Annotated in this window: 27 protein-coding genes; 6 read left to right on the top strand and 21 right to left on the bottom strand. The window is 55.8% G+C overall.

The annotated features are described in order from the left end of the window. Positions 1-34: 34 nt before the first annotated feature. On the bottom strand, positions 35-754 hold the full coding sequence (locus P0D43_RS03835) for a haloacid dehalogenase type II (RefSeq protein WP_341236949.1): 720 nt from the start codon (positions 752-754) through the stop codon (positions 35-37). 168 nt (positions 755-922) lie between these two features. Here P0D43_RS03835 and P0D43_RS03830 point away from each other — a divergent pair, with 168 nt between their 5' ends. Beyond that, positions 923-1,594 (top strand): GntR family transcriptional regulator, encoded by a 672-nt coding sequence (locus P0D43_RS03830; RefSeq protein WP_341236948.1) that lies wholly within the window; start codon positions 923-925, stop codon positions 1,592-1,594. On the opposite strand, the gene P0D43_RS03825 is transcribed toward P0D43_RS03830, so the two are convergent. From P0D43_RS03825 to P0D43_RS03810, 4 genes are read right to left on the bottom strand one after another with little or no spacing between them, the layout of a single operon-like run. After that, a complete protein-coding gene (locus P0D43_RS03825; protein ID WP_341236947.1) occupies positions 1,591-2,199 on the bottom strand; it encodes a flavin reductase family protein in 609 nt (202 codons plus the stop codon). The genes P0D43_RS03830 and P0D43_RS03825 overlap by 4 nt on opposite strands. Before the next feature lie 14 nt (positions 2,200-2,213). Further along, positions 2,214-2,771, bottom strand: a complete 558-nt coding sequence (locus P0D43_RS03820) for a YaeQ family protein (protein ID WP_341236946.1) — start codon at positions 2,769-2,771, stop codon at positions 2,214-2,216. A gap of 32 nt (positions 2,772-2,803) precedes the next feature. Continuing rightward, complete coding sequence (locus P0D43_RS03815) at positions 2,804-4,141, bottom strand: DUF1329 domain-containing protein (RefSeq protein WP_159567925.1); 1,338 nt, start codon at positions 4,139-4,141, stop codon at positions 2,804-2,806. Positions 4,142-4,165: 24 nt separating this feature from the next. Further along, positions 4,166-5,623, bottom strand: coding sequence for a hypothetical protein (locus tag P0D43_RS03810; RefSeq protein WP_394673278.1), 1,458 nt, complete (start codon positions 5,621-5,623; stop codon positions 4,166-4,168). A gap of 101 nt (positions 5,624-5,724) precedes the next feature. On the opposite strand from P0D43_RS03810, the gene P0D43_RS03805 reads away from it, so the two are divergent. Continuing rightward, complete coding sequence (locus P0D43_RS03805; RefSeq protein WP_159567923.1) at positions 5,725-6,390, top strand: TetR/AcrR family transcriptional regulator; 666 nt, start codon at positions 5,725-5,727, stop codon at positions 6,388-6,390. On the opposite strand, the gene P0D43_RS03800 is transcribed toward P0D43_RS03805, so the two are convergent. Then, positions 6,385-7,764 (bottom strand): FAD-binding domain-containing protein, encoded by a 1,380-nt coding sequence (locus tag P0D43_RS03800; RefSeq protein ID WP_394673277.1) that lies wholly within the window; start codon positions 7,762-7,764, stop codon positions 6,385-6,387. The genes P0D43_RS03805 and P0D43_RS03800 overlap by 6 nt on opposite strands. Positions 7,765-7,783: 19 nt before the next feature. Next, the gene (locus P0D43_RS03795; RefSeq protein ID WP_394673276.1) at positions 7,784-8,629 is read right to left on the bottom strand and encodes an undecaprenyl-diphosphate phosphatase; all 846 of its coding nucleotides are present in this window, start codon (positions 8,627-8,629) and stop codon (positions 7,784-7,786) included. 177 nt (positions 8,630-8,806) lie between these two features. Here P0D43_RS03795 and P0D43_RS03790 point away from each other — a divergent pair, with 177 nt between their 5' ends. From P0D43_RS03790 to P0D43_RS03775, 4 genes are read left to right on the top strand one after another with little or no spacing between them, the layout of a single operon-like run. Further along, positions 8,807-9,925, top strand: coding sequence for a DegT/DnrJ/EryC1/StrS family aminotransferase (locus P0D43_RS03790; RefSeq protein WP_341236942.1), 1,119 nt, complete (start codon positions 8,807-8,809; stop codon positions 9,923-9,925). Next, on the top strand, positions 9,918-11,063 hold the full coding sequence (locus tag P0D43_RS03785; protein WP_341236941.1) for an ATP-grasp domain-containing protein: 1,146 nt from the start codon (positions 9,918-9,920) through the stop codon (positions 11,061-11,063). The genes P0D43_RS03790 and P0D43_RS03785 overlap by 8 nt, the downstream gene beginning before the upstream one ends. 24 nt (positions 11,064-11,087) lie before the next feature. Further along, entirely contained in the window at positions 11,088-12,203 is a 1,116-nt protein-coding gene (locus P0D43_RS03780; protein WP_341236940.1) for a Gfo/Idh/MocA family oxidoreductase, read from the top strand. Positions 12,204-12,222: 19 nt separating this feature from the next. Beyond that, positions 12,223-14,124 (top strand): hypothetical protein, encoded by a 1,902-nt coding sequence (locus tag P0D43_RS03775; RefSeq protein ID WP_394673275.1) that lies wholly within the window; start codon positions 12,223-12,225, stop codon positions 14,122-14,124. Here P0D43_RS03775 and P0D43_RS03770 read toward each other — a convergent pair. From P0D43_RS03770 to P0D43_RS03705, 14 genes are read right to left on the bottom strand one after another with little or no spacing between them, the layout of a single operon-like run. Next, the gene (locus tag P0D43_RS03770) at positions 14,121-14,675 is read right to left on the bottom strand and encodes a histidine phosphatase family protein (protein ID WP_394673274.1); all 555 of its coding nucleotides are present in this window, start codon (positions 14,673-14,675) and stop codon (positions 14,121-14,123) included. The genes P0D43_RS03775 and P0D43_RS03770 overlap by 4 nt on opposite strands. Beyond that, the gene (locus tag P0D43_RS03765) at positions 14,675-15,505 is read right to left on the bottom strand and encodes an adenosylcobinamide-GDP ribazoletransferase (RefSeq protein WP_394673273.1); all 831 of its coding nucleotides are present in this window, start codon (positions 15,503-15,505) and stop codon (positions 14,675-14,677) included. Before P0D43_RS03765 ends, P0D43_RS03770 begins: the two co-directional genes overlap by 1 nt. Continuing rightward, entirely contained in the window at positions 15,502-16,578 is a 1,077-nt protein-coding gene (gene cobT, locus P0D43_RS03760; RefSeq protein ID WP_394673272.1) for a nicotinate-nucleotide--dimethylbenzimidazole phosphoribosyltransferase, read from the bottom strand. Before cobT ends, P0D43_RS03765 begins: the two co-directional genes overlap by 4 nt. A gap of 18 nt (positions 16,579-16,596) precedes the next feature. After that, the gene (locus P0D43_RS03755; protein WP_394673700.1) at positions 16,597-18,060 is read right to left on the bottom strand and encodes a cobyric acid synthase; all 1,464 of its coding nucleotides are present in this window, start codon (positions 18,058-18,060) and stop codon (positions 16,597-16,599) included. Then, positions 18,057-19,028: an aminotransferase class I/II-fold pyridoxal phosphate-dependent enzyme gene (locus tag P0D43_RS03750; RefSeq protein ID WP_394673271.1), complete on the bottom strand. Its 972-nt coding sequence runs from the start codon at positions 19,026-19,028 to the stop codon at positions 18,057-18,059. The genes P0D43_RS03755 and P0D43_RS03750 overlap by 4 nt, the downstream gene beginning before the upstream one ends. After that, positions 19,025-19,984: an adenosylcobinamide-phosphate synthase CbiB gene (gene cbiB, locus P0D43_RS03745; protein ID WP_394673270.1), complete on the bottom strand. Its 960-nt coding sequence runs from the start codon at positions 19,982-19,984 to the stop codon at positions 19,025-19,027. The genes P0D43_RS03750 and cbiB overlap by 4 nt, the downstream gene beginning before the upstream one ends. Positions 19,985-19,986: 2 nt before the next feature. Continuing rightward, positions 19,987-20,742 (bottom strand): 5,6-dimethylbenzimidazole synthase, encoded by a 756-nt coding sequence (gene bluB / locus P0D43_RS03740; RefSeq protein ID WP_394673269.1) that lies wholly within the window; start codon positions 20,740-20,742, stop codon positions 19,987-19,989. After that, positions 20,696-21,277, bottom strand: a complete 582-nt coding sequence (gene cobO / locus P0D43_RS03735) for a cob(I)yrinic acid a,c-diamide adenosyltransferase (RefSeq protein ID WP_159567908.1) — start codon at positions 21,275-21,277, stop codon at positions 20,696-20,698. The genes bluB and cobO overlap by 47 nt, the downstream gene beginning before the upstream one ends. Before the next feature lie 16 nt (positions 21,278-21,293). After that, on the bottom strand, positions 21,294-22,082 hold the full coding sequence (locus P0D43_RS03730; protein ID WP_394673268.1) for an ABC transporter ATP-binding protein: 789 nt from the start codon (positions 22,080-22,082) through the stop codon (positions 21,294-21,296). Positions 22,083-22,089: 7 nt separating this feature from the next. After that, positions 22,090-23,076, bottom strand: coding sequence for a FecCD family ABC transporter permease (locus P0D43_RS03725; RefSeq protein WP_394673267.1), 987 nt, complete (start codon positions 23,074-23,076; stop codon positions 22,090-22,092). Further along, positions 23,073-23,876 carry an ABC transporter substrate-binding protein gene (locus tag P0D43_RS03720; RefSeq protein WP_236550830.1) on the bottom strand — a complete coding sequence of 268 codons (804 nt, stop codon included), beginning with the start codon at positions 23,874-23,876 and terminating at the stop codon, positions 23,073-23,075. Before P0D43_RS03720 ends, P0D43_RS03725 begins: the two co-directional genes overlap by 4 nt. Before the next feature lie 29 nt (positions 23,877-23,905). Then, positions 23,906-24,481 (bottom strand): bifunctional adenosylcobinamide kinase/adenosylcobinamide-phosphate guanylyltransferase, encoded by a 576-nt coding sequence (locus tag P0D43_RS03715; protein ID WP_394673266.1) that lies wholly within the window; start codon positions 24,479-24,481, stop codon positions 23,906-23,908. Positions 24,482-24,498: 17 nt separating this feature from the next. Then, positions 24,499-25,533 carry a TonB-dependent receptor domain-containing protein gene (locus P0D43_RS03710; protein ID WP_394673699.1) on the bottom strand — a complete coding sequence of 345 codons (1,035 nt, stop codon included), beginning with the start codon at positions 25,531-25,533 and terminating at the stop codon, positions 24,499-24,501. 35 nt (positions 25,534-25,568) lie between these two features. Then, on the bottom strand, positions 25,569-26,357 hold the full coding sequence (locus P0D43_RS03705) for a TonB-dependent receptor (protein ID WP_394673265.1): 789 nt from the start codon (positions 26,355-26,357) through the stop codon (positions 25,569-25,571). Between the last annotated feature and the right edge of the window lie 36 nt (positions 26,358-26,393).

The raw sequence follows: 26,393 nt of genomic DNA, 5'->3' as shown, positions 1-26,393 counted from the left end.
TGAATACTCCGTGTGTGTGGGCCTAAGTTGCCAATTAGCTCGCCAACTGGCGGGCCAGGTCCACAAAGTCTTGTGCTACAAAATCGAACTCGCCCGCTTCCACTTTAGGCAGCGGCACGTGTTCACCAAATTCAAAAGGACGCATCACATAGGCAGTACGCATGCCCTGTGCCTTGGCGGCGCGCAAATCACTGGGGTGTGAAGCACACAACATCACTTGCTCAATGGGCAAGTTCAGCAAGCCCGCCACGCCATGGTAGGTTTCCGGGTCGGGCTTGTAGTGCTTGAACAGTTCGGCCGACACAATGCAGTCCCACGGCAGGTGGGCATTTTTGGCCATGGCGGTGAGCAATGAAAAATTGCCATTTGAAAGCGTTGTGATGGTGAATTGTTTTTTCAGGGCATGCAGGCCAGCCACGGTGTCGGGCCAAGGCGCAAGGCGGTGCCATACCTTGTTCAGGTTTTCGCGTTGTTCATTGCTCAATCGGGCCAAACCAAATTGCTCAACGATGGAGTCGAGAATCATGCGGTGCAGGCTATCGATGTGCATCCAGGGCAATTCACCTTTGCGCACGCGGTCCATGGCAGGCGCGTACCCTGCGCGCCAGGCATCGGCAAACGCCAAAGCATCCACCTGAATGTTCAGGTGCTGGGCGATCAATGCGACTTCGCGTGCAACACTGCCGCGCCAGTCTACAACCGTGCCAAAAACATCAAATGCAAGCGCTTTGACAGCGCTGGCTGCGTGACTCATCCATGTCTCCTCAAGGTTCCCCCGAAACTCATTGTGTTTGGGGCTGTGCTCTCTTATGATTGTATATAGAGCATCGCATTTTGCATGCGTTATTTAATTTCTTGTATACAAGACTAATTCCGCTCGTATACATTGTCAATAACGCTGATTCATTTTTTTTATTACCCCATGAAGAAAAAACTGTCAGAAGACGTACGGGACCAAATCGAAGAGTTGATCGCTTTTGGCAAGCTGCCACCAGGCGACCATCTTGATGAAACCGAGCTGGCAGAACGCTTTGGTGTGTCTAGAACTCCCATTCGTGAAGCCCTGAACCAACTGGCCACAGCTGGTTTGGTCGAACTGCGCGCGCGCCGCGGCGCCGTGGTGGCGCAGTTCAGCGCCCAGCAACTGGTGGAAATGTTCGAGGTGATGGGCGAATTCGAAGGCATGTGCGGCCGCCTTGCAGCCCGCCGACTCACCGATGAAGAACAACAAGAACTGATCGCCACCCATGAAGAATGCAAGGCCGCCATGGAAAAAGGCGGCGACCCCGACGAATACTATCAACTCAATGACAAATTCCACGGCGTGATTTATCGCGGAAGCCACAATGAGTTTTTGATGGAACAGGCCTGGGGTTTGCGCAGAAGGTTACGCCCCTATCGCCGTTTGCAATTGCGAGTTCGTGGCCGCATTCCCACTTCACTGGATGAACATGATGCAATTGTGAAAGCAATTTTGGGCGGTGACGGCGACACCGCCAACGAATTGCTGCGCAGCCATGTGATGGTGCAAGGACAGCGCTTTGCAGACTTGGTGGCGTCGCTGCCTTTGTTGAAGGCGCGCTCGGCGGCTTAAAGTTTCGGTCTTGCTAACTCAAAATTGCTGCGGGTGGTGCAATATCCGTCGCCCGCAAGCTTGCCCACTGCGTCCAGCAGATCGTTGGCGATTCGGCCTTCCCGCATGGCGGCTTCGCTCACTTCCACACCCAGTACATCCAGCAGCATCATCGAGCCGCCCATGGGGCCCTCACCAACCAGCTTCACTTCGCGCAAATTGCATTCGAAGCGCACCAGTGCCTCTTCTACACCGGGTGCTGCCACAGCCTTGCTGAGCGATTTTTTCAAGCCTGCTTTTTCGAACTCATCCACTTCAGGCGGAAAATCGCCACAACTGGTGTTCATGGCGTCCACCAACACATGGCTAACTACATTCACCACGCATTCACGCGTGGTTTGTAGATTGGTGAGGGTGTCTTTCTCGGCGCGGTTGCGCGGGTTCACCTGCACCACGCACAACACGGGCGGCTTGCAACTGGCCACGGTGAAAAATGAATACGGTGCCAAATTCGCAATGCCGTTTTCACTTAAGGTACTGACCCAGGCAATGGGGCGTGGCACCACAGCACCGGTGAGCAGCTGGTAGTTGTCGCGAGGGCTGATTTCTGAGGTGTTGAAGTACATGTGGGCTTGACTCCTTACACTAAGACATTTTTCAGAATAACAGGCTGCACCGCACTTTCACCCAAATACACCATGCCTTCCTGCACTGTGCAGGCCAGGTTCATGTTGCGCTGGGCAAGACCTGCCAGTGTTGCGCCGTCTTCAACGCTCAGTTGCAGCACCTGAACTTTGTCCAGTTTGTTCAACCAGTCCTGGTTTTGTCTCCACCACACTTCTGCTGAACGGGTGTAGCAGTAAATCACCACGCGGTCTGAACGGCCGCAGGCTTTGCGAATTCGGCTTTCGTCGGGTTGCCCCACATCGACCCACACCTTGATTTGCCCCGTGGGGTCGACTTCCCACACCGCAGCCTCTTCTTCAGCCGACAAACCTTTGCCGAATTGAACGTCTTGCCCGGCATGCATGGCAAAGGCCAGCAACCGAACCATCATGCGCTCTTCGGTTTCAGAAGGGTGCAAAGCTAGCGTAAGGGGGTATTGGGCAAAGTGGTTGCGGTCCAGATCGGACACATCCAGTTGAACTTTGTAGACAGTGGCTCGAAGGGCCATGGGGCGACTCGCGGTTTGAAACATTCAAACCGCGATTATCGCTGATTACTGCGTGATTAACGACCCATGCGGCGCAAGGCTGCTGTCGAGAAGTCGGCAGGTGAGTACTTCTTGCCAAACTCGGCAAACTTTTCTTCGTTGGTCAAACCACCCACCAGGTAACGGCGTGACTGCAAGTCGTAGATCACCTCGCCAGATGAAACAAACGCAGGTGCATGGTAAGCCTGGGTGCCAAACACTTCACGAACACGCCACAAGCTATTGCGACTGTCGTACTGGTCAGCATGCAATACGCCCCATGAATCTTCGTCAATGTAGAACACGCGCTTGGCATAAATATGACGTTTGCCGGGCTTCAGCGTGGCCTCCACCACCCAAACACGGTGCAACTCGTAGCGCACCATTTCAGGATTGATGTGGCTTTTCTGAATAATGCTGCTGTACTTCAAGGTTTGATCGGCCAACTTGTAGTTGTTGTAAGGCACGAACATCTCTTTTTTGCCCACCAACTTCCACTCATAGCGATCGGGCGAACCGTTGAAACCGTTCAGGTCGTCATTGGTACGCAGACCATCTGCACCAATACCTGGGGAATCGTAGGCCAGCTCTGGCGCACGAATAACGCGGCGCTGCCCGGGGTTGTACTGCCAGGCCAGGCGGGGTTCTTCAACCTGGTTGATCGGCTCGTGCACCAAGGCGACTTCACCGGCTGCATTGGCAGGCGCGGTGATCTGGTTCATGAAGTACAAAATGCGGTTTTCTTCAGGGTTGTCCATGAAGGAAGCCAGCGACACGGTTTCAATACGCTTGCCCACGGTGAATGAGCCATCGGTTTGAACCGGGAAGTCAGCGGAGTAGCGCGTAAACGAGCCGCCCAAATCACGGAAGTTGTGATTCCAGATCACTTCCACGCCGCTCTTGGGTAATGGAAACGGGATATTGGATTTTTTGATGCCCTGCACACCGTTGCCACCGTCCACCAACTTCACATTGGGTGCTTCGGCTTTGGCGTTGTCGTACACGGACTGGCGGTAACCTGCTGTGCGATGTGTTTTGTACACATTCATTTTGTAGGTGGGGTAACGCTTCATCATTTCCATTTGACCGGGCGTCAGGTTGGCCTTGTACTGGTCCATGTTGGCGGAACTAACAGTAAACAGTGGCTTTTCATCCGCAAACGGGTTGGTGTAGCCTTTTGCTGGATCAAATCCTGCTGGCGGCTTAACCAAGCCGCCGGTCCAATCAGGGATGGTGCCCGCGGCATTGCCCTTTTTCTCTGCGCCCACGGGCGTCAGGCTTTTGCCCAGTTCAGACAGGTCATTGGCCAGTGCTGCGCCACTCCCTAAAACAATTGCTGCGGCCAGCAACCCGTATTTCATCTTTTGCACTGCCATCTCATTGTCTCCTTGTGGATAGTTTTATCGATTGGTGTTTTGATCTTGCTCACACAGGGCGAACACCTCGCCACTGCGGTTGCTTTGTGTAAAAACGTTTGAATCGCAATATATGCCGACAGGCGCGAAATCTTTCATGGTCTCGCCCAAGGCATTGCCCTTTTCCACGTTCTGAATGGCTTCCTCAAACGTGGAATTGTGCAGCATGTGTCGATAGAGTAACAGTTGATCAGGATATGGGCCCCATGGCAACCACAAGAACCCGTTCTCGGCAGTTGCATTGGCGGGGCGGTCAGCGGGGTCAGAAATTACCACGGTGAAAAAACCCTGCTCATCCAGCGGCACTTGAAAGTCAGCGGCACAATCGGTGAAGCGTTGGGTTGCAAATTCATTGCCACACAGCGACCAGTAACGCAATTGCTCCTGGCCAAACTCAACGCCTGGCTGACCCCGGTAAGTAGGCGCCTTGGCGCGCACCATGGCAATATTGCCGTACTGCCGGGCAAACCCGGTGCTGGTGTAAGCATTGTGTACATTGCTTAAAAAGCCGCCCGAGCCGGAGTCGATTCGACCCCCCACCATGCTGGTGTCTTGCCCGGTTACATTTCCCAAAATTCGAAATGCCGTGTCGCCCAAACTAAAAAACTTCAAGGTGTTGGGCGGGTTGGTGGCCGTGGGGAAAGGCAGGGTCAGTTGATTGGGGTAGTCCAGACCCAACAACAGTTCATTCAAACCCAAAGGTGGCGCCGTGCCGCCCAAATTGGGCATCAAAGGTTCTACACAATTTGGAAGGGTTCCCAATTCACGGCTGCCGTCGGCTGTTTCAAGCGTCAGGGTGGGCAGGCCCACACCTCCATCGAAAAATTCGCCTGTATTCGACACATACACCCGGTAAATGAACACGGCCAAGGCATTGGGAACATTCACAGGCCCCAGGCCAATTTCACCCGTGTAAAAAGTGTTGGGCTTGCGGACTGTGTCCGGGTTTTGTGTGGGTGAAGCGCCATATTCCAGATAAGCCGTGTAGCTGCCACCGGGCTTTGCGCCCTTGCGTGCAAAGGGGTTGCCCGCGCGACCCTTGTCATTCGGGGCCAGCTCAAAGTCGGCCACTGCATCGGTGGGGCGAAGCGCGGCATCGTAAGCGTTGTAGGAAAAATAGCGTGCGTCGGGATAACGCCCATCAATTCTCAAACGGGTTTGCGGAGACACAGGCGCTGCAGCAACCCAGTATTTCGCCTCGCTGTCGGGAAACGCGATATTGGCTTTGTCAGGGTCGCTGGCTGCGATCCAGCCACAGCCCAAACCCAGCGGCGTTTCACTGCCCATGGCTTGCACCAGCGATTCGCTGCTGAGCACATTGTTGCTGGCCGCAGGCGATGCCGAAGTGTTGGCTGAAGTGCCCAAGTCCTCTGACGAACAGGCACCCAACACAGCCAGCGCAGTGCCAGCAATTGCAGTCGTGAATACTTGAGAAAGTTTCACGCATGTCTCCCGAATTTTTAGTTATAGTTCATTTAATCTATTTAGATTAATACCAAGGTATTAATCGAATCAAGTGGAAATTTACTCACAAAAACAATCACATGAACAAACCTGCCGACGCTGCACCTGTCATTGATACTCGCGAACAGCTGTTACGGATTGCGCTGATTGAATTTGCACACCATGGCATTGAGGCGGTCACGCTTAGCCGAATTCGGCAGTTATCGGGCCAAAACAACCGCTCGGCGGTGCACTACCACTTCAAAACCAAAGAAAAACTGGTTGAGGAAGTGGTTGAATTTGTGAATGCTCAGTTGGATGTGTACTGCAAACAGGCCCACGCAGAATTTGCACTGGGCTTGCCCGAGCACCGCGAATGGACCAAGTTGAGTGAATTGATTTTTGACCCGTTTCTGAAACTGTTTGCCAGCGGGCAAACCGGGGCTGTTTGCATTCAGTTTTTGTCGCGCCTTACCTGGCAAACCGGTGAACAGGGGCAACGTTTCCTGACCCGGTTTTTCAACCCGTATATGGCCGTGTACGCGCCCACCCTGCTGAACATGCTGCCGCAATACTCGGAAACCCAATTGCGATTCAAAATTCATCTGGCAGTGAATACAGCCATTCATGGCCTGGCCGACTTTTCAATGGTGATGCATGACGAAGCTTTGTTGCCCTTGGCCACACAGGCCGATGGTCCCAAAGAAATGCGTCGCTTGTTTCACGACTATGTCAGTGCCGGCCTTCGCGGAAACTTGAATTCATAACCGCGGGTTCTGACGCATGGCATGCAAACGTGCTTTGCCTTGCTTCAGAGATTCCGTGTTGTCGACTATCGGTGCAGGGCAATCGGCTGTACCAAATTCCGGCAACCAACGTTTTACAAACTCACCCTTTGGGTCTTGCTCGGCCTGCTGTTTTAGGGGGTCGTACACCAGCATTTGAGAAAAATGACTGGTGCCCGATGCAATGCGCACCTGCCCGTAGTGAATGGCGGGCTCGAAATCCAGAAACTGCTGCGCCAAAAACAAGGCCACTGGCTGCCAGGGCAAACCCAACTGCACACAGGCAAATGACACCAGCATGGCTCGCGCCCGCATGTTCAGCCAACCGGTTTGGTTTAAAAAGCGCTGGCAGGCATCCACATACGCAAAACCGGTATGCCCCTGCCGCCAAGCATTTAAACAGTCATGGTTAATTTCTGCAGGTTCATTGCTGTAAAAGGCATCGGTTTCCAAACCTGTGTGGTTTTCCAACTGCTGCAAATAACCCTGCCGCCAAATCAGCCTGTCCACATAAAACCGGGCGGCGTCTTCCACTTTTGTAATCAGCGCCACATCGCCCTGACCGTGCACGGTGTTCACCAGTGCATTCAGTTTTTGCAGCACCTCGCGGTCGCTGACCACGCCATACGCCAGGTAAGGCGACAGGCGCGAGCAACCATTCCACGCTTTCAAGGGGCTTGAAATTGAGAAGGGATAACTTTTCAGTTTCGCAGGGGTGAAAAATTGTGCAGCCACCGCCCGGGCCTGCACGCGGCCACCTTTCATGCGCAAGGGTTTGTCCTCGCCTGCTGCGTGCGGTACGGTGGCTCGGTTCAATTCAACAGGGGGTTTGGGTGCGAAAAATACTTTCAAATTTCGCCCGGCAGGGTTCTTGATTTCTTCTTGCGCAGCACGGTCCAGGTAGGTTTGAAAATTCACTTTTTCCGCGAACGGGTTGGCCATGAAAGTGGCACGCTGCACATTGTTCTGTGGCAACTCTGTGAACAGAACACCCACGCTTTTGCACCAAGCGACCACGGCTTTGTCGCGCTGATATTGTGCAAGCTGGGTGGTTTCCTGGTGGGCCCACAGGTGGGTGAATTTGAATTGCGCATGCAGTGCGGCCAACACGTCAACCGCTTCGCCCAGTTCCTCGTGCAGGTAACCACCCACATCGCTGAGTTGTTGCTGCAAATCATTCAGGCATTCATGCACAAACAACTGGTGCTGGCGTGCCGTGTGCGCATCTGCAATTTGGCTGGGTTCGTGAATGTACAGGGGCAGCACCAGGCCATGGTGTTTGGCGTTGCGCATGGCCTCGAACAGCGGCAGGTGGTCGCTTAAACGCAAATCCCGTTTGAACCACAACACCTGCATGCCACTTCCTTGAACAACTTTAAAGGGGTTGTAACACCCCGGCGGCCAACAGCGCCAACACCACAATACCCAGCCCCACACGGTACACCACGAACAAGCCGTAGCCACGCGTACTGACAATTTTCAGAAACCACACAATAACCGCGTAGCCCACAAAAAAGGCAATGAAGGTTGCCAACGCCGTGTTCGCCGGGCTGACGGGCCCGGCCACGCCCCAGCTTTTGTACAGCTGGTAAAAGCCCGAAGCAAACACCGCAGGCACAGCCAGCAAAAATGAATAGCGGGCAGCAGCTTCGCGGGTGTAGCCCATTAGCAAACCAGCGGTAATGGTGCCGCCTGAACGGCTTACACCGGGGATCAGCGCCAAGGCCTGAGCAAAACCAAACACAATGCCGTCGCGCCAGGTCATCTCGCGCAACTCGGTTTGGCGTTTGCCCACCTTGTCGGCCCAACCCAGAATAAGACCAAACACAATCAGGATGATGGCGGTTAAGTACAGGTTGCGCAGGTAGGTTTCAATCATGTCTTGAAACAACAAGCCCAAGCCTGCAATGGGCAAGGTGCCTACAATGACCAGCCAGCCCAGGCGTGCATCTGGATTAAATGGCGTGTTTCGCTTGAACGACGCACACCACGCCATGAATATTCGGGCAATGTCGTGGCGGAAATACACCAGCACGGCGAGTTCAGTGCCCAGCTGGGTAATGGCCGTGAAGGCCGCACCGGGGTCCAGGCCTGAGGGCAACATGGGGCCAATAATTCGCAAGTGCGCGCTGGATGAAATAGGCAGAAACTCGGTGAGACCTTGAATAAGACCCAAAATAACGGCCTCAAGCCAACCCACACCGTTGCCGGCAACAAACATGGTGAATTCCCGGTAAATAGATCAATAAAGGCCGTTTTCAAGCCAAATTCAATGCGAACTATAGCAAGCCTGAATGGGGGAAAACATTTTTCTGAAGGGGAAAGAGGCCTGATATTTAACAAATGATCACAAGCCCTTGCCCACATAATGAAGAAAATCAAATAGAAAGGCTTGGGAATGGACAATCGGAAAATTTTTGTGACGCAGCCTGCGCTGCCGCCGCTTGCGGAGTTCATTCCCTATCTGGAACAGATTTGGGACAGCAAAACACTGACCAACAACGGGCCTTACCACCAGCAACTTGAAAAAGCGCTGTGCGAGCACTTGGGCGTTCCGTTCATTTCCCTGTTTTGCAACGGCACTATTGCCCTGATGACCGCGCTCAAAGCGCTTCGTATTCAAGGCGAAGTGATCACCACGCCCTATTCCTTCGTGTGCACCAGCCATTCCCTGTTGTGGAACGATTTGCAACCCGTGTTTGTGGATGTGGACCCAGTCACCCTGAACCTGGACCCCCGCCGCATTGAAGAAGCCATTACCCCGCAAACCAGCGCGATATTGCCAGTGCACTGCTACGGCTTGCCTGCCAACACCGGTGAAATTCAGCGCATTGCCGATGTGTACGGCCTGAAAGTAATTTACGACGCCGCCCACGCCTTTGGTGTGAAACAAAACGGCGAGAGTATTTTGAATGCGGGTGATTTGTCTGTGCTTAGCCTGCATGCCACCAAAGTGTTCAACACCTTTGAAGGCGGCGCAATTATTTGCAAAGACGCCAAAACCAAACAGCGCATTGATTACCTGAAGAACTTCGGCTTCGCCGATGAAGTCACCGTGATGGCCCCCGGCATCAACGGCAAAATGAGCGAACTGAATGCCGCCATGGGCATGCTTCAACTGAAGTATGTAGACCAGGCCATTGAAAAACGCCACCGTATACAGGCCTTGTACCGCGAGTTGTTGGCCAATGTGCCCGGCATTGAGCACATGGCCGTGCCTGAAAACGTGGAATGGAATGGCGCGTACTTTCCTGTTTTCGTGAATGCCCATTACCCGATTTCGCGCGACGCACTGTACGCCCGTTTGCAAGAACACGGCGTGAATGGCCGCCGCTACTTTTTCCCGTTAATTAGCAGCATGCCCATGTACCGTGGCCTGCCTTCGGCTGCGAAACGCAATTTACCCAACGCCCACAAAGCGGCGGAACAGGTGCTGTGCCTGCCCATTTACCCCGACCTGGCTTTGGAAGATGTGGCACGAATTTGCGTGATTATCGACGAGGCCAGCCGTGGCTAAGGTGCTGTTGGTTGACACCAACTTCTCATCCGGCCCCATTTTGAATTACCTTCGCAATGCCGGGCACACGGTTCTATTTGCGGGCGGCAAGCCCAGCGACTTTTTGGCCAAAGCCACGCCGGGCTATCAGCAACTGGATTATTCCGACCCCGCTGCACTGGCTGACCTGTGCACCCGGTTGGGCATTGAGTATTTGGTGCCAGGCTGCAACGACCGCTCGTACTACTCGTGTGCCGAAGTATCGGAGGCTTTGCACTTTCCCGGCATTGATCGACTGGAGGCTACGGAGACCATCAACCACAAACAGAAATTTCGCAGCTATGCGCAACGCGAAGGTTTGTCGGTGCCGCGTGTATTCAGCAATGAAGAAACACCGTCATGCGCCGTGATCGTGAAACCAGTAGACGCCTACAGTGGCCGCGGCATTGCCGTGGTGCAAGCAGGCGAAACCACGCAGTTGCACACTGCGATTGCCACCGCCAAAGCCGAATCAAAAAGCGGTGATTGTTTGGTGGAAGAATACGTGGACGGCCAGCTTTACAGCCATTCAGCATTTGTGGCGAATGGCCGCGTGGTGCAAGATTTTGTGGTGATTGAACATGGCTCAGCCAACCGGTTTGTGGTCGACACCAGCCACATGGCCATTGATTTTCCTGCTGAAGTGCACACCCGCGTTCGCCGGGAAATTGAGCACCTGGCCCAAAGCCTGCGCCTGTGTGATGGCCTGGTGCACACCCAGTTTTTGCTCAAGGGCGACAAATTCTGGCTGGTTGAAATTACCCGCCGATGCCCCGGCGACTTGTACAGCCAGCTGATTGAACTTTCAAGCGGCTTTCCCTATGTGGCCAGTTATGCCAAAGGTTTTTTGGGTCAACGTACAGCACCCGGCGCATTGAAACAGAATTTTATTTTGCGCCATACACTGACCTTGCCACACGAAGGTTTGCTGCAACACCTGCACTTTAAACACCCGGTGCACATGGAGCGCTGGGTGCCCATTGCCGCCACTGGAGACTTCATTGCGCCCAGCCCGGTGGGCCGCATGGCTTTGCTGTTTGCACGCTGCGCCAATGCCAGCGAACTTCAAACACTGGCAAGCCTTGCCACACAGCGCAAGCTTTACACCTTCAATGGTTAAAGCTGCATGCAAAGGAGATTGAACATGAACAAACCCATCAAAGTGGCCATGATTGGCGGTGGCGTTAATTCAGCCGTGGGTCGCGTGCATGAAATTGCCATGAAAATGGACAATGAATTTGAACTGGTGGCGGGCTGCTTCAGCCGCAACCCGGAATTCAATGCCGAGTCGGGTCGCCAATACAATGTGCCTGCACACAAGCTTTACCCCAGTGCAGAGGCACTGATTGACGCCGTGGCCGCCGAAGTGGATGCCGTGGTCATAGCCACACCGATCAAGTCGCATGCGCAATACATTCATTTGGCACTTGACCACAATCTGCGCGTTATTTCCGACAAACCGTTACTGGCCAATGTGCAGGAATGCAAAGAACTGCTGACCCGCGTGAAACCCGACAACACGCAGGTGTTTTCAATATTCAATTACACCGGCTACCCGGCTGTGCGCGAGATGAAACGCCGCGTGGAAAGTGGCGGGATTGGCCATGTGTTCAAAGTCATGGTGGAAATGCCGCAAGATTCGTACATGCGACTGACCAATCAAAACAAAACCCACGCCATTCAGGCCTGGCGGCTTGAAGACGGTGACATCAGCTGCGTGTCGCTTGACCTGTTCGTGCACCTGCACAGCCTGGTGAACTTTGTGTGCGGCAACACGCCGCTTGCCGTGAACGCCTGGCAGCGTGCCATTACCAATGTGGCCCCTGGCTTGATTGATGAAGTAGATGCCGTAATCAGCTACAGCAACAACCTGATGGTGAATGCCTGGTATGGCAAAGCCGTGCTGGGTTACCGCAATGGTTTGCGCATTCGCATATTTGGCAGCAAAGGCAGTTTGCAATGGCACCAGGAACAACCCGAATTGATTGAAGCCGCCGACGAGGCGGGCAACCGCATGCTGCTGGATCGAATATCCACGGGTAGCGATGTCACTGCACAGCCCCGTTACAACCGTTTCAAGGCAGGTCACCCGTCTGGTTTCATTGAAGCCTTTGCGAACTACTATGCCGACATTGCGCAGGCCATGCGCGATGAAAAACTGAATGCCTACACACTGTCCACGGGTGTCGCAGCCGAAGGATTGGCCTTGAGCCAAGCCATTGCGCAAGCGTCTGTTACCGGGCGCACCATTGAACTTTAAGATCGGGAAAGCTTAAACCATGACCACATCCAGTCTGGAAGAACAACTGAAACCACTGTTTGATGACATTGATGCCAAACTGCAAGCCATTGAAAGCGGTGTGTACCTGCAGCGGCAAGATGCTGAAAAAACAATCAATCAACTGGCCGTGTTGGTGAACGAATGCCAAAACAAACCCTACGCCAGTTTGATGCAACTGAATATTCAGGGCACTACAGAATTGTGTACCCGCTTTGCCGCGCTGTATGTGAACGTGTTGACTGACCTGAAACACACCCTGAGCCTGAACAGTGTGCTGGTGCTGACCAAACAAAAACGATTCATGAGTTATGTATTTGAGGTGTCTGGCTACGGCGGCAACAGGGCCACCCTGCACATGCTATTGCAAAAAGCACGCGATAAAAAAACCAAAAACTTAAGCGACAACACTGCCATGGTTCGTGCTGTGTTGCTGGCTGGTGTGGGTGACCTGGAGCCGGGTGACCTGGTTGAATTGACACTGGAAACTTCCGAAACAGCCGCTTTGCTGGCCATTGGCCTGTTGCTGGATCGTTTGCCGTTGACACTGACGGGCGACGCTGGCCGCACCTTCCTGCTTGAGGAATACAACCCTTACAATTCACTTCGCCCACTTGATCAATACCGCGCATTGATTTCCAACATCTGGATGCTGTGCAGCTACGGCACATCACCACGCAAACACGACATCAAAAAGCACTTGAACAACTGGTTCAAACGTGTGCACAAAGCCAAAGGCATTCAAGCCAAACCCGTTGGCAGCGTGCGGCATGCGGGCAACATCGACAACAAGCCAGTGATGGCTGTAATTGCAGAAACATTCAAATCAGTACACGCCATGTACCGCTGGTATGCGCCCATGATCAAGCGCCTGAAACGCGATTACTACATGGTCATGGTGTCGATGAAAGCCGATGTCGATGAACAATCCATTGGGCTGTTTGATGAATTCATTGAAGTGCCGGAAGAAGAAATGAACCTTCAGCCCGTACTGAACCAGTGCACGCCCGACATTGCCTGGTTCATGAGCGTGGGCATGCGCTCGTGGGGAATTTCATTGGCCAACTTGCGCTGGGCACCCCTGCAAGCCATGAGCTTTGGCCACCCGGCCAGCAGTTTCAGCAGCGAAATGGACATGGCTTTTGTCACCAGCCGTGTGTTTGGCGGCCAAGGCGTTGTGAATGAAAACATGCTGATTCTGGAAAGCGAAATAGGCAATGTGGCTGAGGCTCACAAAGACTTGAAGCTGCCCCCACCCGCCGTGTTGAGCGACGATGTTGTGTCAATTGCTGTGCCTTGCAATGTCATGAAAATCAACTTGGGATTTATTACCGCGTTGAAAGAAATTGAACGCTTGTCAGCCCGGCCCGTGCGCTTCACTTTCTTCCCCAATGAGTATGGCGTGGGGCACCTGTCCACAGAACGCCGTTTGCAGAAATATTTTCCCACCGCCGTGGTGGCGCGCCGCACAGGCTATGAAGCGTATTTGAACATGCTGAACCAAAACCACCTGGCACTAAGCCCGTTCCCGTTTGGCAACGCAACAAGCACCATTGATTGCATGGTGTTGGGTATGCCCGTTGTCAGCCTGATCGGCGCCGAGCCACATTCACGCAGCGACTACGATATTTTGGCCTCACTTGGCTTGGCCGAATACTGCGTGGCCGACTCGGTAGAAAACTACGTCAACGGCGTGGTGCGCTACATCAATGAACCGGGCTTGCTGGAGGAGTTGCGAGCCATGGTGGCGTCCAAGAAATTCATGGACTTGCACCAGCAAAACGAGAATGAGTTTTCCGATGAAATGTGCAAGGCATTGAACTGGGCGTATGCGAACCAAGAAGAAGTGCGCGGGCCAAGGGGGTTGATGATTGAGGCGTTGGGCCGCTGGAAAAACGATTAAGGTCGACTTGGAATTTCAACGCTCAACAAGCCCCCTGGCTGCACCACCGTGACAGGCCAGTTTGCAGCCTGTTGAACAGGCACCACGCCGTGTTCAACGATCCATTGCACCGCGCGAATAACGCCCGCGTGGGTAACCCACAACTCATCACTTCTCATATCCCGCAAAGCCTGCCCCACCCGCTGCAACACGGTTTGCGTGCTTTCAACACCACCGAAACAATGGTGATCAAAATCAGCCAGCCAGATATCGAATGCGGCTTGCGGTATTGAATCCCAGGCTTGCATTTCCCAGCAACCGAAGTTCATTTCATTCAGGCGAGGATCTACTGTGGCGGCAGGAAAATCGGGCCGCAACACCGCCAAATGATTTGCAAGTTGCTGCGCACGCGTTAAACCGGAAACACGCAGCACCAAACCCTGTGGCAATTGTTCAGCGGCCAACTTGGCAGCCAACAGGCTTGCAGCATTGTCGGCGGGCACATCGCTTGCGCCATAGCAAATGCCCGAAGGCAGCAACACCGGCGCATGGCGAATCAGCCAAAGCTTCATCAGGCGTGTGCCAATGGCAGGGCCACAACCAAGCCGAAATAAAACGCCACTTCACACAGTTGCTGTGTAGCACCCAGGCCGTCGCCAGTAAAACCTGCCAGCCTGCGTTTGAGCAAACGCAACATATAACCCAGTGCCACCATTGCACCCAATACACCTGCCCACCACGGCATACCCGGTACAAGCGCATGCAGCAGGGCCAATGCCAACCCAGCCCACACCGCGGCGGCCAACAGGCTGTTGTTGCCAATTTGATCGGCCAAGGGTTTGGATTTCGATTGCTGCGTGTCGCCCACATGCGGCAAGCTGCGAATAATGAATAGCGGCAAAAAGCGGGAAACCACATGCGACCCAAACACGGCCGCTGCGGCTGCGGGCAAGGGAACCAATTGCAACAACATGGCCAGCAAACCGACTTTAAGCAACACGATCAGCACCAGCGCCAATGCGCCGTAGGTGCCCACACGAGAATCTTTCATGATGTCGAGTGCACGTTCGCGATCCAGGCTGCCGCCCAGCCCATCGGCTGTGTCGGCCAAACCATCTTCATGAAACGCGCCGGTCAACATCACGCCAAACACCGTGCACAACGCAGCAGCCACCCAGCTTGAAGCAGATACTTCCGGCAAAGCCCACACCAAACCCCACAACACCACGGCGCTGCTTGCGCCAACCAGCCAACCCACACCGGGAAAATGTGCCGCACTGGCACGCAACATGGCAGGCGAGAAACCCACCCATTCAGCCAGCTTGCCAGTAACAGGTATGCGTGTAAAAAACTGCACGGCCAGCAGGTAGTGGCGGATGAATTGCAAGAATATCTGGATCATTCCAATGACGCTTTTGCTGATGTTGTAGAAGTGGACAGGTCCGCACGCGACACGCTGGCTGAATCGAAGCTGGCCATGTCGCGCAACAAGGCACAGGCCGACACCAGCAGTGGCCAGGCCAGGGCCGCGCCAGAGCCTTCGCCCAATCGCATCCCGAGATCAAGCAAGGGCTGCGCGTTCAAGTATTTGAGCATATTGCGGTGGCCCTGCTCGCCCGATTGATGCGCAAAAATACAATACGCCAACACATTGGGGCACATTGCGTGGGCAACCAGCACTGCTGCCGTGGCAATAAAACCATCCACCACCACCACGCGGCGCTCACTGGCCGCTTGCAACACCGCCCCCACCATGGTGGCAATTTCGAACCCGCCCATGGCGGCAAGAATCTCCATGGGTGATTCGGCATTCTCATGGCGATGCAGCACTTCCCGCAATGTGCTTGCCTTGCGCTGAACGGCTTCAGCATTCAAACCAGTGCCTGCGCCCGTGCATTCAGCAATGTCGCGCCCGGTGAAACGGGCCATGAGCAGTGAAGCTGCCGATGTGTTGCCAATGCCCATTTCCCCCAACAGCAGCACATTGCCGGGCAGGCTGCGAAGCAATTCCATTCCATTGTTCATGGCTTGTCCGCATTGGGGAATTGACATGGCTGGCCCTTCAAAACTGTTGGCCGTGCCATATCCAATTTTGCGGATGTAAAGGCCATTGCGTGCGGTGAAGTCGTGCTGAACACCGCAATCCACCACACTCAAACTCAAACCATGTTGACGCGCCAGCACGCTGACTGCTGCACCACCCGCCAGAAAATTTTCCACCATTTGCCAGGTGACATCGCTGGGGTACGCGGACACGCCCTGCCGGGTCAAACCATGGTCGCCGGCAAACACGATCAGCTGCGGTTCTTCAAGCACAGGGCTTTCAGTGCCCAAGGCCACGCCAATTTGAACGGCCAGCGCCTCAAGCCGACCCAATGAAGCCAGCGGTTTGGTTTTGTTGTCGATCAGGGTTTGAAGCCGTGCTTGCAAAACGGTATTGCTGGGGTTGTGAACAACAGGCAAATCAAATGACATGTGTGGGATACCTGAAAATTAGGGTTTGATAAGTGCTTTCAACACGCCTGGCTCTACATGCCGTTCCAGAAAATCGGCCAAAGCATTGAACACGCTTTCCAGCGTGGGGGTTTGTGCGCCAAACAATGCGGTCAATACTGCGGGGTCTTCAAACAGGCCATGCACATACACACCCAATACGTTGCCAGCGGTATTTTGCCAGCCCAAGCCGGGCAACACCTCGTGGGCCAGTTGCCCAGCCTCGGCCAGTGCGGGGTGTTGCACTGTGCGGCCATGGTGAATTTCATAACCGTTCACCGGCTGTTGCGCCAACGCAGCCCAACGCCCTTGCACGGCAGCAAAACGCAGGTGGGCGCGGCGCACTGTTTTGTCGGGCTCAAAACAGGTGACCAATGGCAAAAGCCCCAGCCCCGGCGCGTTTCCATCAATACCGTGCGAATCCACCAGGGCTTCGCCCAGCATTTGCAGGCCGCCACAAATACCCAGAACTGGCTTGCCTTGATCTGCGTGGTTTGCCACAGTTTGATCCAGCCCCTGTTCACGCAGCCATGCCAAATCGGCTGTTGTGTGTTTGGAACCGGGCAAGATAACCCAGTCTGCACCTGCGCAATCGGCTGGGGTGCGGGCCCACACCAAACGCACGCCGGGCATGTTTTTCAAGGGCTGGAATTCATCCAGATTGCTGATGCGGGGAAACGCCACCACTGCAATCGTGGTGTGCACCGCGCCCGTGGCCTTGCTTCGGTCATCGAACACGCCGTCTTCTTCGGGCAAACCATGCTGAAACCACATGGGCAAAGTGGCCACCGTGGGCACGCCGGTCAACTGTTGTAACTGTTCAGGCGCGGGGGCCAACAAGGCAGCATCACCTCGAAATTTATTCAACACAAACCCACGGATCAATGCACGTTCATCAGCGGGCAACAAGGCCCAGGTGCCGTACAGGTGCGCAAAGGCACCGCCACGATCAATGTCGGTAACCAGCAGGCAACGTGCCTGTGCATACACAGCCACGCGCATGTTCACAATGTCGCTGGCATGCAGGTTGATTTCAGCAGGCGAGCCTGCGCCCTCGATAACCACCACATCGTTTTCAGCGCGCAAGGTGTCGAGCGCAGCCGCAATGTGTGGCCACACCTGTGCGCTGCGTTCACGCCACGGGGTTTTGCTCAGCGCCGGGCTCACTTGCCCAAGCACCACCACCTGGCTTTTGGTGTCGGCTTCGGGTTTCAACAACACTGGGTTCATGTTCACACTGGGTTCGCTACAGGCGGCCAGCGCCTGAAAATACTGGGCCGAACCAATCTCACCTTCCCGTCCGTTCAGGCCAGCCACCACACGGGCATTGTTGCTCATGTTTTGTGCCTTGAATGGGGCCACTTTCAAACCCATGCGTGCGTAATGGCGGCACAGTGCGGTGGTCACCCAGCTTTTTCCGGCACCACTGCTGGTGCCCAACACCATGACACACACTGCTTTCATACCTGCAAAGCCTTTGAAAGTGCGGCCATGGCTTGCGGCTTTTGTGCGCACAAGCGCCACCACCCCGGCAAGCCGAAGGAAGTGGCATCACGCAGCTTGATGCCGTGCGCGCGCAGGTGCACTTCATCAATTTCACGGGGTGCCTTGGCACACACAAATGAAGCAATGCTGGGCATGGTTTCCCAACCCTGCTGGTGAAGGCAATCCAGCAGATCCGTTTTCCATTGCGTCAACACGCTGCGGCTTTCGGCCAGCCAGCTTTGTGTTTCCGGCAGGGTCCAGGCCTGCAACATGGCCTGACCGTGCGTACCGATCAGCCAGGAAGGTGCAAGGCTGTTCAAGGCGCGCACCGCACGGCTTTCGCCCAAGGGTGCGATCGCGTAGGCGCCGCGAATACCCGTCATGCCCAATGCCTTGTTGGGTGACCACAATTGCCACAAGTGGTCTCGCTGTTGCAGGCTTGTGCGTGCCTGTTCATCAAGGCACAAAGGTTCATAGGCGCAATCCAGCACAGCAACAACGTCGGGATGATCCTCGACAAGCTTCAATATCCCGGTCGATTCAGCTTGCCCCAAGGGGCTGGACGGGTTGCACAGCCACACCAGTCCTGCCCGGCTTGCATCATCAACCTGTTCCATGTCCCACACCTGCGCGGCGTGCGCATAATCGCCGTAGGCATGTTGCGGTACCCAGTAGGAACTGCAGCCCTTGCGCCACTGGCAGGTGGTCAAGCGTTGAATGAATTCGCTGGCACTGCCCGCCACCACAATTCTGGATTCTTCCACTTGGTGAAAATGGGCCAGCGCAGCGCGCAAAGCCGTGTAATTCGGGTCGGGGTAGCGCAGTGCGTCGGCCTGTTGAACCGCATTCAACACCGCAGGGCAAGGCCCCACCGCATTGGCATTGCTGGAAAAATCGAAAGGCACAGGCCCGTGCTCATCGGTACCGCCATGTATGCGTGTGTTCATACCACCCTCCACAAAACAGCTGCCATGCAAAAAACTGCAATGAATACCACCACTTGTGCACAGGTATGCAAGGCGGCTTCGATGTGGCCACTGCGTGGCACATCACCTTGCACATTCAAACAATACACCCCTTTTTTTTCGAGACAAATATTCATCCCCAAAGCCAATGCCCCCATGGGCCAACCACCATTTGGCGACGGTGTTTGTTGCGCAACACCGGGCAACCGGGTCAGGCCACGGCCTTTGAACAACAGGCAAATGAGAAAGGCGGTGATGCGGGCGGGCACCCAGGAAAGCACATCGTCTGCGCGCGCGGCCCACTTGCCGGCCCAGGTCCAGTCGCGCCCGGCGCGTTCACCCCGGTAGCCCCACATGGCATCGGCGGTGTTGGCAAAGCGATAAACCGCAGCACCTGGCAAACCAAAAAGCACAAACCAGAACAGCGGGGCCACCACCGAATCATTTAAATTTTCTGCAAGCGTGGAAATGGCAGCTTGCCGAACCTGCGCCTCGCTCAGGCTGCTCACATCGCGGCTCACCAAACGCGCCACCTGTTGCTGGCCTTCGGGCAGCGAGCGTTGCAGGGCGTGTTCAACATCGCGCACTTCATCGCGCAGCACGCGCCAGGCCAGCATGGGTTTGAGCAGCAAGCCCACAAGCACAACCTGAACCACCCAGTGCACTGTTGCCGCCCCCATTGAAACCACTGCAGCCAGAATGGATACGCCCGCAACTCCCACCCACCAGGCCAGCGCACCGGCAGTCAATTGCGACAGCACACTGCGGGCTGGTTTGCCAAATTCAGGTGCAAACAATCGCCCCGCCCACGCCAGGTAGTTGCCCATCCACACCACGGGGTGCCAGCGTGCGGGTGGTTCGCCAAAGCAATAGTCCACCAGCAAGGCGACCAGCATGGCAGCGGCCAGAATGTTGATTGGGGTGCAAGCAAACCACATGGCTAGTGGTCCTCGTTAACAGGAAGTGAGCCGGGTTGGTTCGCAAATACAGCACTGGCTTTGCCCCAAGTGTCGTCAAACACCAAACCCGACAAGGCCTCGCATTGGGCCCATTGCTGTTGCGCCAGCATGGGTTCTGCGTAATAGCCCTCGACCGGCCCCAGGCACAGCACGGCAATCGGGCTGGCTCCTTCTGGCAGGCCCAGCAATGCGGCCAGTTCAGCAGGTTCAAACAGCGACACCCAACCCATGCCCAGTCCTTCAACCCGGGCGGCCAGCCACAGGTTTTGGATCGCACATGCGGCCGACGCCAAATCCATTTCAGGCATGGTGCGCCTGCCAAAAACATGGCGCTCGCGGCCATCGGCCAGCGCAACCACCAGCACCTCGGCTGCATCCAGAATGCCCTGCACTTTCAGCTGCATGAATTCGCTTTCGCGTTGCCCAAGGGCACGTGCAGTTTGAATGCGTTCAGCCTCGACCAAGGCGTGCAGGCGCACACGGGTGTCGTGGTTCTGAATGCGCATGAAACGCCAGGGCTGCATGTAACCCACGCTGGGTGCATGGTGTGCCGCAGACAGCAAACGTTGCAACACATCGGTAGGCACCTGCCCGCCACAAAAGTGGCGCATGTCGCGCCGCTCGCGAATGGCGCGGTACACTGCCGCCGATTCACCTGGGGAAAAAGGCGTGGCTGCAACCAAGGCGGGTTTAATCTTCAATGCCGCGTTGGGCAGGAATCCCTGCCTTGAATGCATGTTTGATCATGGTCATTTCGGTCACCGTGTCGGCCAGGTCGATCACCTCTTGCGGGCAGCGCCGCCCGGTGATCACCACATGCACATCCTTTGGCCTGTTGCGCAAGGTTTGCAGCACATCGTCCAAGGGTATCCAGCCGTAAATCAAACCGTAGGTCAATTCATCCAGCACCACCATGAAATGTTCGCCGCCCAGAATGGTGTCGCGGGCTTTGGCCCAGCCATCCAGGGCCAATTGCGCAGAATGTTCAATGTCTTTGCTTTTCCAGCTAAAGCCATCGCCCAGCCCTTCAATGGACAAGCCCAGTTGCTCAAGCGATCTGTGCTCACCAAAACGCGCACTGGGCACCTTCATGAACTGGTAAATTTTTACCAGCTTGCCGTGCACATGGGTGCGGCCAAAAGCACGCATGGCCAAACCAAATGCGGCGGTGCTTTTGCCTTTGCCATCGCCGGTGTTCACGATGATCAAACCACGCCGTTCGCCTTCGGGGCGGTCGTAGCGTTTTTCAGTGGGGGGCGTTTCAATTTGCATGGGTTTTCTCTCGCGGTCAGGTTGGCAACACAAGCCAACGGTTGTTCACCTGGTGAATGGAAAGTCGATGGTCAAATACGGTTTGCAAGGCGTGGTGTGCGGCCGCATCGTGGCTGGGGCCTGCATATTGCAGCTGGCCTGCTTGCATCACCAGCAGGTCCTCGGCCAGCAAAGCCAGGGAAATTTCATGCAACACAGTGACCACGGTGCGGCCCTCTGCCACCAGGCCACGCACCAGTGCAATCCAGTCGGCCTGGTGTGGTGGGTCCAGGTTGGCCAAGGGTTCGTCCATCAACACCATGTCGGCTTGAACAGCCAGTAGCCGGGCCAGCAATACACGCTGGCGTTCACCACCGGAAAGGCTGCCCAGCAGGCGGTTTCGCCATTCCCAAACGCGGGTTTGTTCCATGGCCTGCTGCACGGCAGCGTGGTCGGCCGGGCCGGGCGGGCTTAACCAGGGCAAGTGGGGAAAGCGGCCCAGCATCACGATGTCGTAAGTGCTTAAATCATCGGCAGCCTGATCGGCCCCGCCTTGCGCAAGCCACGCCACTGTTTTGGCGCGTTCGCGGTGCGCGTATTCGTGCAGGGCTTTGCCGTTGACTTTCACGTGGCCTTGTTGCACGGGCACAAGCCCTGCAAGCGCACGCAAAAAAGTTGATTTGCCCGCACCATTGGGGCCCACAACGCAGGTCCATCGACCCGCTTCAATGCGTGCATTCAGTTGCTGCAACACAGGGCGCGCATGGCGGGCTGCCCCCAGCGACACACACAAATCATTCACTTCAAATGCAACAGGTTTATTCATGTTCCCGTCACCCCGCCCTTCTGTGCATCAACCACAGCAAATAGCCACCACCCAGTGTGGCGGTCAGTACGCCCACAGGAATTTCCTGGGGCGCAATCAAGCCACGGGCCAGAATATCGGCGGCCAGCAGCAGCACACCACCCATCAGGCTGGCCAACACCACCAACTGCGCATAAGTTGTTCGCACGGCAGCGCGCACCAAGTGCGGTGCCGCCAAACCCACAAACGCAATCAGGCCGGTGTGGGCCACTGCTGTGCCAGTGGCCAAAGCCACCACGGCAATCAGCGCCATGCGTGCCGGGCGCAGCGGCATGCCCAGGCTTTGGGCCGTGTGCTCGCCCAGCGTGAGCGCATCAAGCGTTCGGGAAAACGCCCAGGCCACACCCAGACACAACACGCCGACAAGCAGCATGATGCCCAGCGACTGCCAACCCACAAAACCGGTAGAACCGAGAATGAATGCTTGCATGGCCTGCAAGGTTTGCGGAACCGCAATGGTGATCAGCGATGTCAGCGCGCCCAACACCATGCCCACCACCACACCAGCCAACAGCAAACGCAATGTGTGCTGCACGCCTTTGGCCAGGGTCAGTGTTAGCAGCACAGCGCCCACCGCGCCCAGAAACGCAGCACCGGTCAAGCCCAGCCGCACCACCCAGGCCTCGGCAAAGGGCGACACACCCAGTGCGGCCAGCGACACCGCCACCGCCAGGGAGGCACCCGACGCACTGCCCAACAAAAACGGATCGGCCAAGGGGTTGCGAAACAAGCCCTGCGCCACGGCACCGGCCAGCCCAAGCAGCGCACCCGCAGCCCAGGCACCCAGTGTGCGGGGTGCGCGAATGTCCAGCACAATTTGACTGGCCACGGGGTCGGCCCACATGTGCCACACCGATTCAAGGCCCGTGCTGCCAACCCCCAAACCAAGGGCACACAACAACAGGCTTAAGGCCAGCAAAAAAACACCCCACCACAGGCTTGCACGTGTATTCATGGTGCACCTGCACTGTGTTTCAGAATGCACTGCGCCAGCAGGCGAGCACCTTCGGCCATGCGGGGGCCGGGGCGCACAATGGCGTCTTCATCGTCGCTGTTGAAGATGCAAATGCGTTGTTCGCGCACAGCCCGCAGGCGCTGCCAACCGGGGCGTTCGGTCATGCCTTGCGCATTGCGTTGCCCAACCATGATCAGGTCAGGGTTGGCACGCACCACAAACTCCGGGTTCAGTTTTGGAAATGGGCCCAGCTCAGCGGGCACCACGTTGCCTGCACCCAGGCGCTTAAGCGTTTGACCAATAAAAGAAGATTCACCGGCAGCATAAGGTGCGCGGTTCACTTCAAAGTACACACGAATGCCGCGCGCATGTTGCGGCAGGGAACTGGCTGCTGCTGACACACCCGCGTCCACGTTGCGCCACACCTGCTCGGCTTTTGTCGGCGCAAGGCCCAAGGCCTGAGCAACCTTTGCAATGACCACCTGCACCTGTTCGTGGGTTTTGGGTTCCAGCATCAGTACTTTCAGGCCCAGTGCCTGCAAACGTTCTGCTGCACGTGACGATTCTGCCATTAACACCAAGTCTGGTTTCAAGGCCACAATGGCTTCAATATTGGGATCAATGCCACCGCCCACGCGTGGCAGCTGTTGCACAGAAGCAGGCCAGTTGGAATAACGGTCCACACCCACCAAACGGCTGCACTCGCCAAGCGCACACACACTTTCTGTGAGCGAGGGCAACAGGCTGACGATGCGTTGTGGGGCAGCATGCGCAGCCCATGTACAACACGCCAACAACATGGCCAACACATTGCGCAGGCAAAGCAGCTTCATTGTGAAGTTCCTTTGACAGGCACTGCCTGCCCGGCCACCATCAAAGTGACCCGTTCGCAGGCGTCGGCCATGGCCTGGTTCAAGCGCCCCAGTTCGTCAACATAGTGGCGCACTTCTTTGCCCATGGGCACAACACCCAAACCAATTTCATTGCTAACCAGCACCACAGGCCCAGGCAGGCTGTGCAGCGTGTGAACTAGTTGCTCCACCGTGTGCTGAAAACCTTGTGCTGGTGCGGGCACACCGGGTGGTGGCATGAGCCAATTCACCAGCCACAGGGTCAGGCAATCCACGACCAAAAGCGTATTGCTGGTGCTGTGCAATTTCAAGGCGGCAGGCAGGTACAGGCTTTCTTCAACAGCAACCAGTCGGGGCACGCGCTGCGCCCGGTCTAACTGGTGCTGCACAATGCGTTGCTGCATTTCATCGTCGCCAACATGGGCCGTGGCCACCAGCACAGCGTGCCGCTGCGGGCTGGCTGCAAGCCATTGAATGGCCAGGTTTTCAGCGCGGCGCGATTTGCCACTGCGCTGACCACCCAGTATCAACTCAGAACGAGCAAGCATGTGCATCAATCAGGTTTCACCCCTTAAAAAGACCAGTTGGCCGACACAAACAGGTTTCTGCCCGGTGTGGTAAAGCCATTGGCCAGTGAATAGGTTTTGTCGGTGATGTTATTCAAGCGGGCCGACACGGACAATTCCTGATTCACCTTGCGGCTTGCCCCGGCGTTCAGCAAACCATAACCGCCCAGTTCAATATTGGGGTCGCTGAAAGGAATCGCCCTGTCTTCACGGTCGCTGGCCAGTTTCAACTCACCATAGTACTGCCAGGGGCCAGTTTCACGACTCAAGTTTAAATTGAATACATGGCGGGCAATGCGCACAATGCGTTTGTTGTCGGGTTCGGTTTTGGGGTCGGTGTAATCGTAGGAAGCTTTCACCAATATTGTTTCAAACTGGCGATCTACTGCGAAGGTGGCACCACGCAAAGTTGCGCGCGCTGACTGCACTGCCGTAGACGGTGTAATGAAACCCTGCACCCTGTTTTCGTACACCACCGCACTGGCAGCCATGGCCGGGGTTGCATACTTCACACCCAGTTCTTTGGAGCGGCTGCGCTGGGGTTGCAATTCCGGGTTGCCAAAACCTGGAAAGTACAACTGGTTAAACGTGGGGGCCTGAAAACTGCTGCCCGCACTGCCCACCAAACGCCATTGCGAATTCAGTTTGTAACACGCAGAAACCGCATAGTTGTTGAAACGCCCGAACTGCGAATTGTCGTCGCTTCGCAGCACGCCCAGCGCGTCCCACTGCGCGCGATTCAATGCATACGCGGCCATGAAACCATCGATGGTGCGTGCCTTTACGTCGTAGTCGGTGGTGCTGTCCACCTCCTCGGTGCGCTGCTCGGCCAGCAAGGTCAGCACATCGCTACCAAATGAAATATCGTTTTGCCAGCTGTATTGGTCGCGCTTGGTGTCGAACCGGGCACGGCCTGCATCTGCGCCATCGGACAAACGGCGGTATTCACTCACCGATTTGTCATCGGACTGCGCCAGCAATACGGTCGCCTTCCAGCGCGGCGTGAATTTGGCAACCCATTGCAAGCTGGACTGGTTCAGTTCCGGTTTTGCAATCGCTTCGCTGGTTTGTGAATTCAGAGCCAGCGGATTGGGAAACGGGTTGCCGTCGAAACCGTACTCGCCTCGCTGTACAAGGTTTGAAATTTTAGTTGGTGATTGGTGTGCACATCGGCCACCAAACTGAAATTCAGACTGCTGGTTTCAAACGCGTCTTCATCCGGATTCAACCCCGATGCAGCGGGTGTTTTGGCATCAATGCCAGTGCCCCGTTCATGGGAAAAACCAAGGCTGTAGCCAAACATGCCGGTTTTGCCACTGAAGTGCGCCGCACCCAACCGTTGACCATCGGTGCCCACACCCACACTAACCGACCGCCGGGGCGTGCCCGCTTGCCGCGTGATGATTTGAATAACCCCGCCCACCGCATCGGGGCCATACAACGCCGAGGCCGCACCGCGCAAAATCTCGATGCGCTCAATCGATTCAAGCGGAATGGTTTCCAGTGAAAAACCGCCGCTGGTTGCAGACCCCACCCGCACACCATCCACCAGCAAAATGGTTTGAGTGGCCGACGCACCGCGCAAAAACACATTGGTGTTGGAACGGTAACTGCCGTTGGCCGACATTTGCACGCCGGGCTGTTGGGCCAGCACTTCGCGCAGCGAGGTTTGCCCGGCACGATCAAGCGTTTCCCGGTCAATGACCGTGACATCGGCCAACACCTCGGTGATGGGCTGTTCGGTGCGGGTGGCGGTGACCACCACGGAATCAAAAGTTGGTTTTTTTTGTGCGAATACAGGACCGGCTGCAGCAATGGCCACCGGCATGGCAAGCCAAAGCTTGCCCAAGCGAATTGAGTTCATGGTTAAATGGATTGACGAGTACCCTCACCGCCTTCC

Origin of the sequence: Limnobacter sp. (assembly GCF_043511195.1) — a bacterium.
GTDB lineage: Bacteria > Pseudomonadota > Gammaproteobacteria > Burkholderiales > Burkholderiaceae_B > Limnobacter.
Note: the sequence above shows the minus strand (reverse complement) of the source record. Positions and strands in the feature narration are given on the sequence as shown.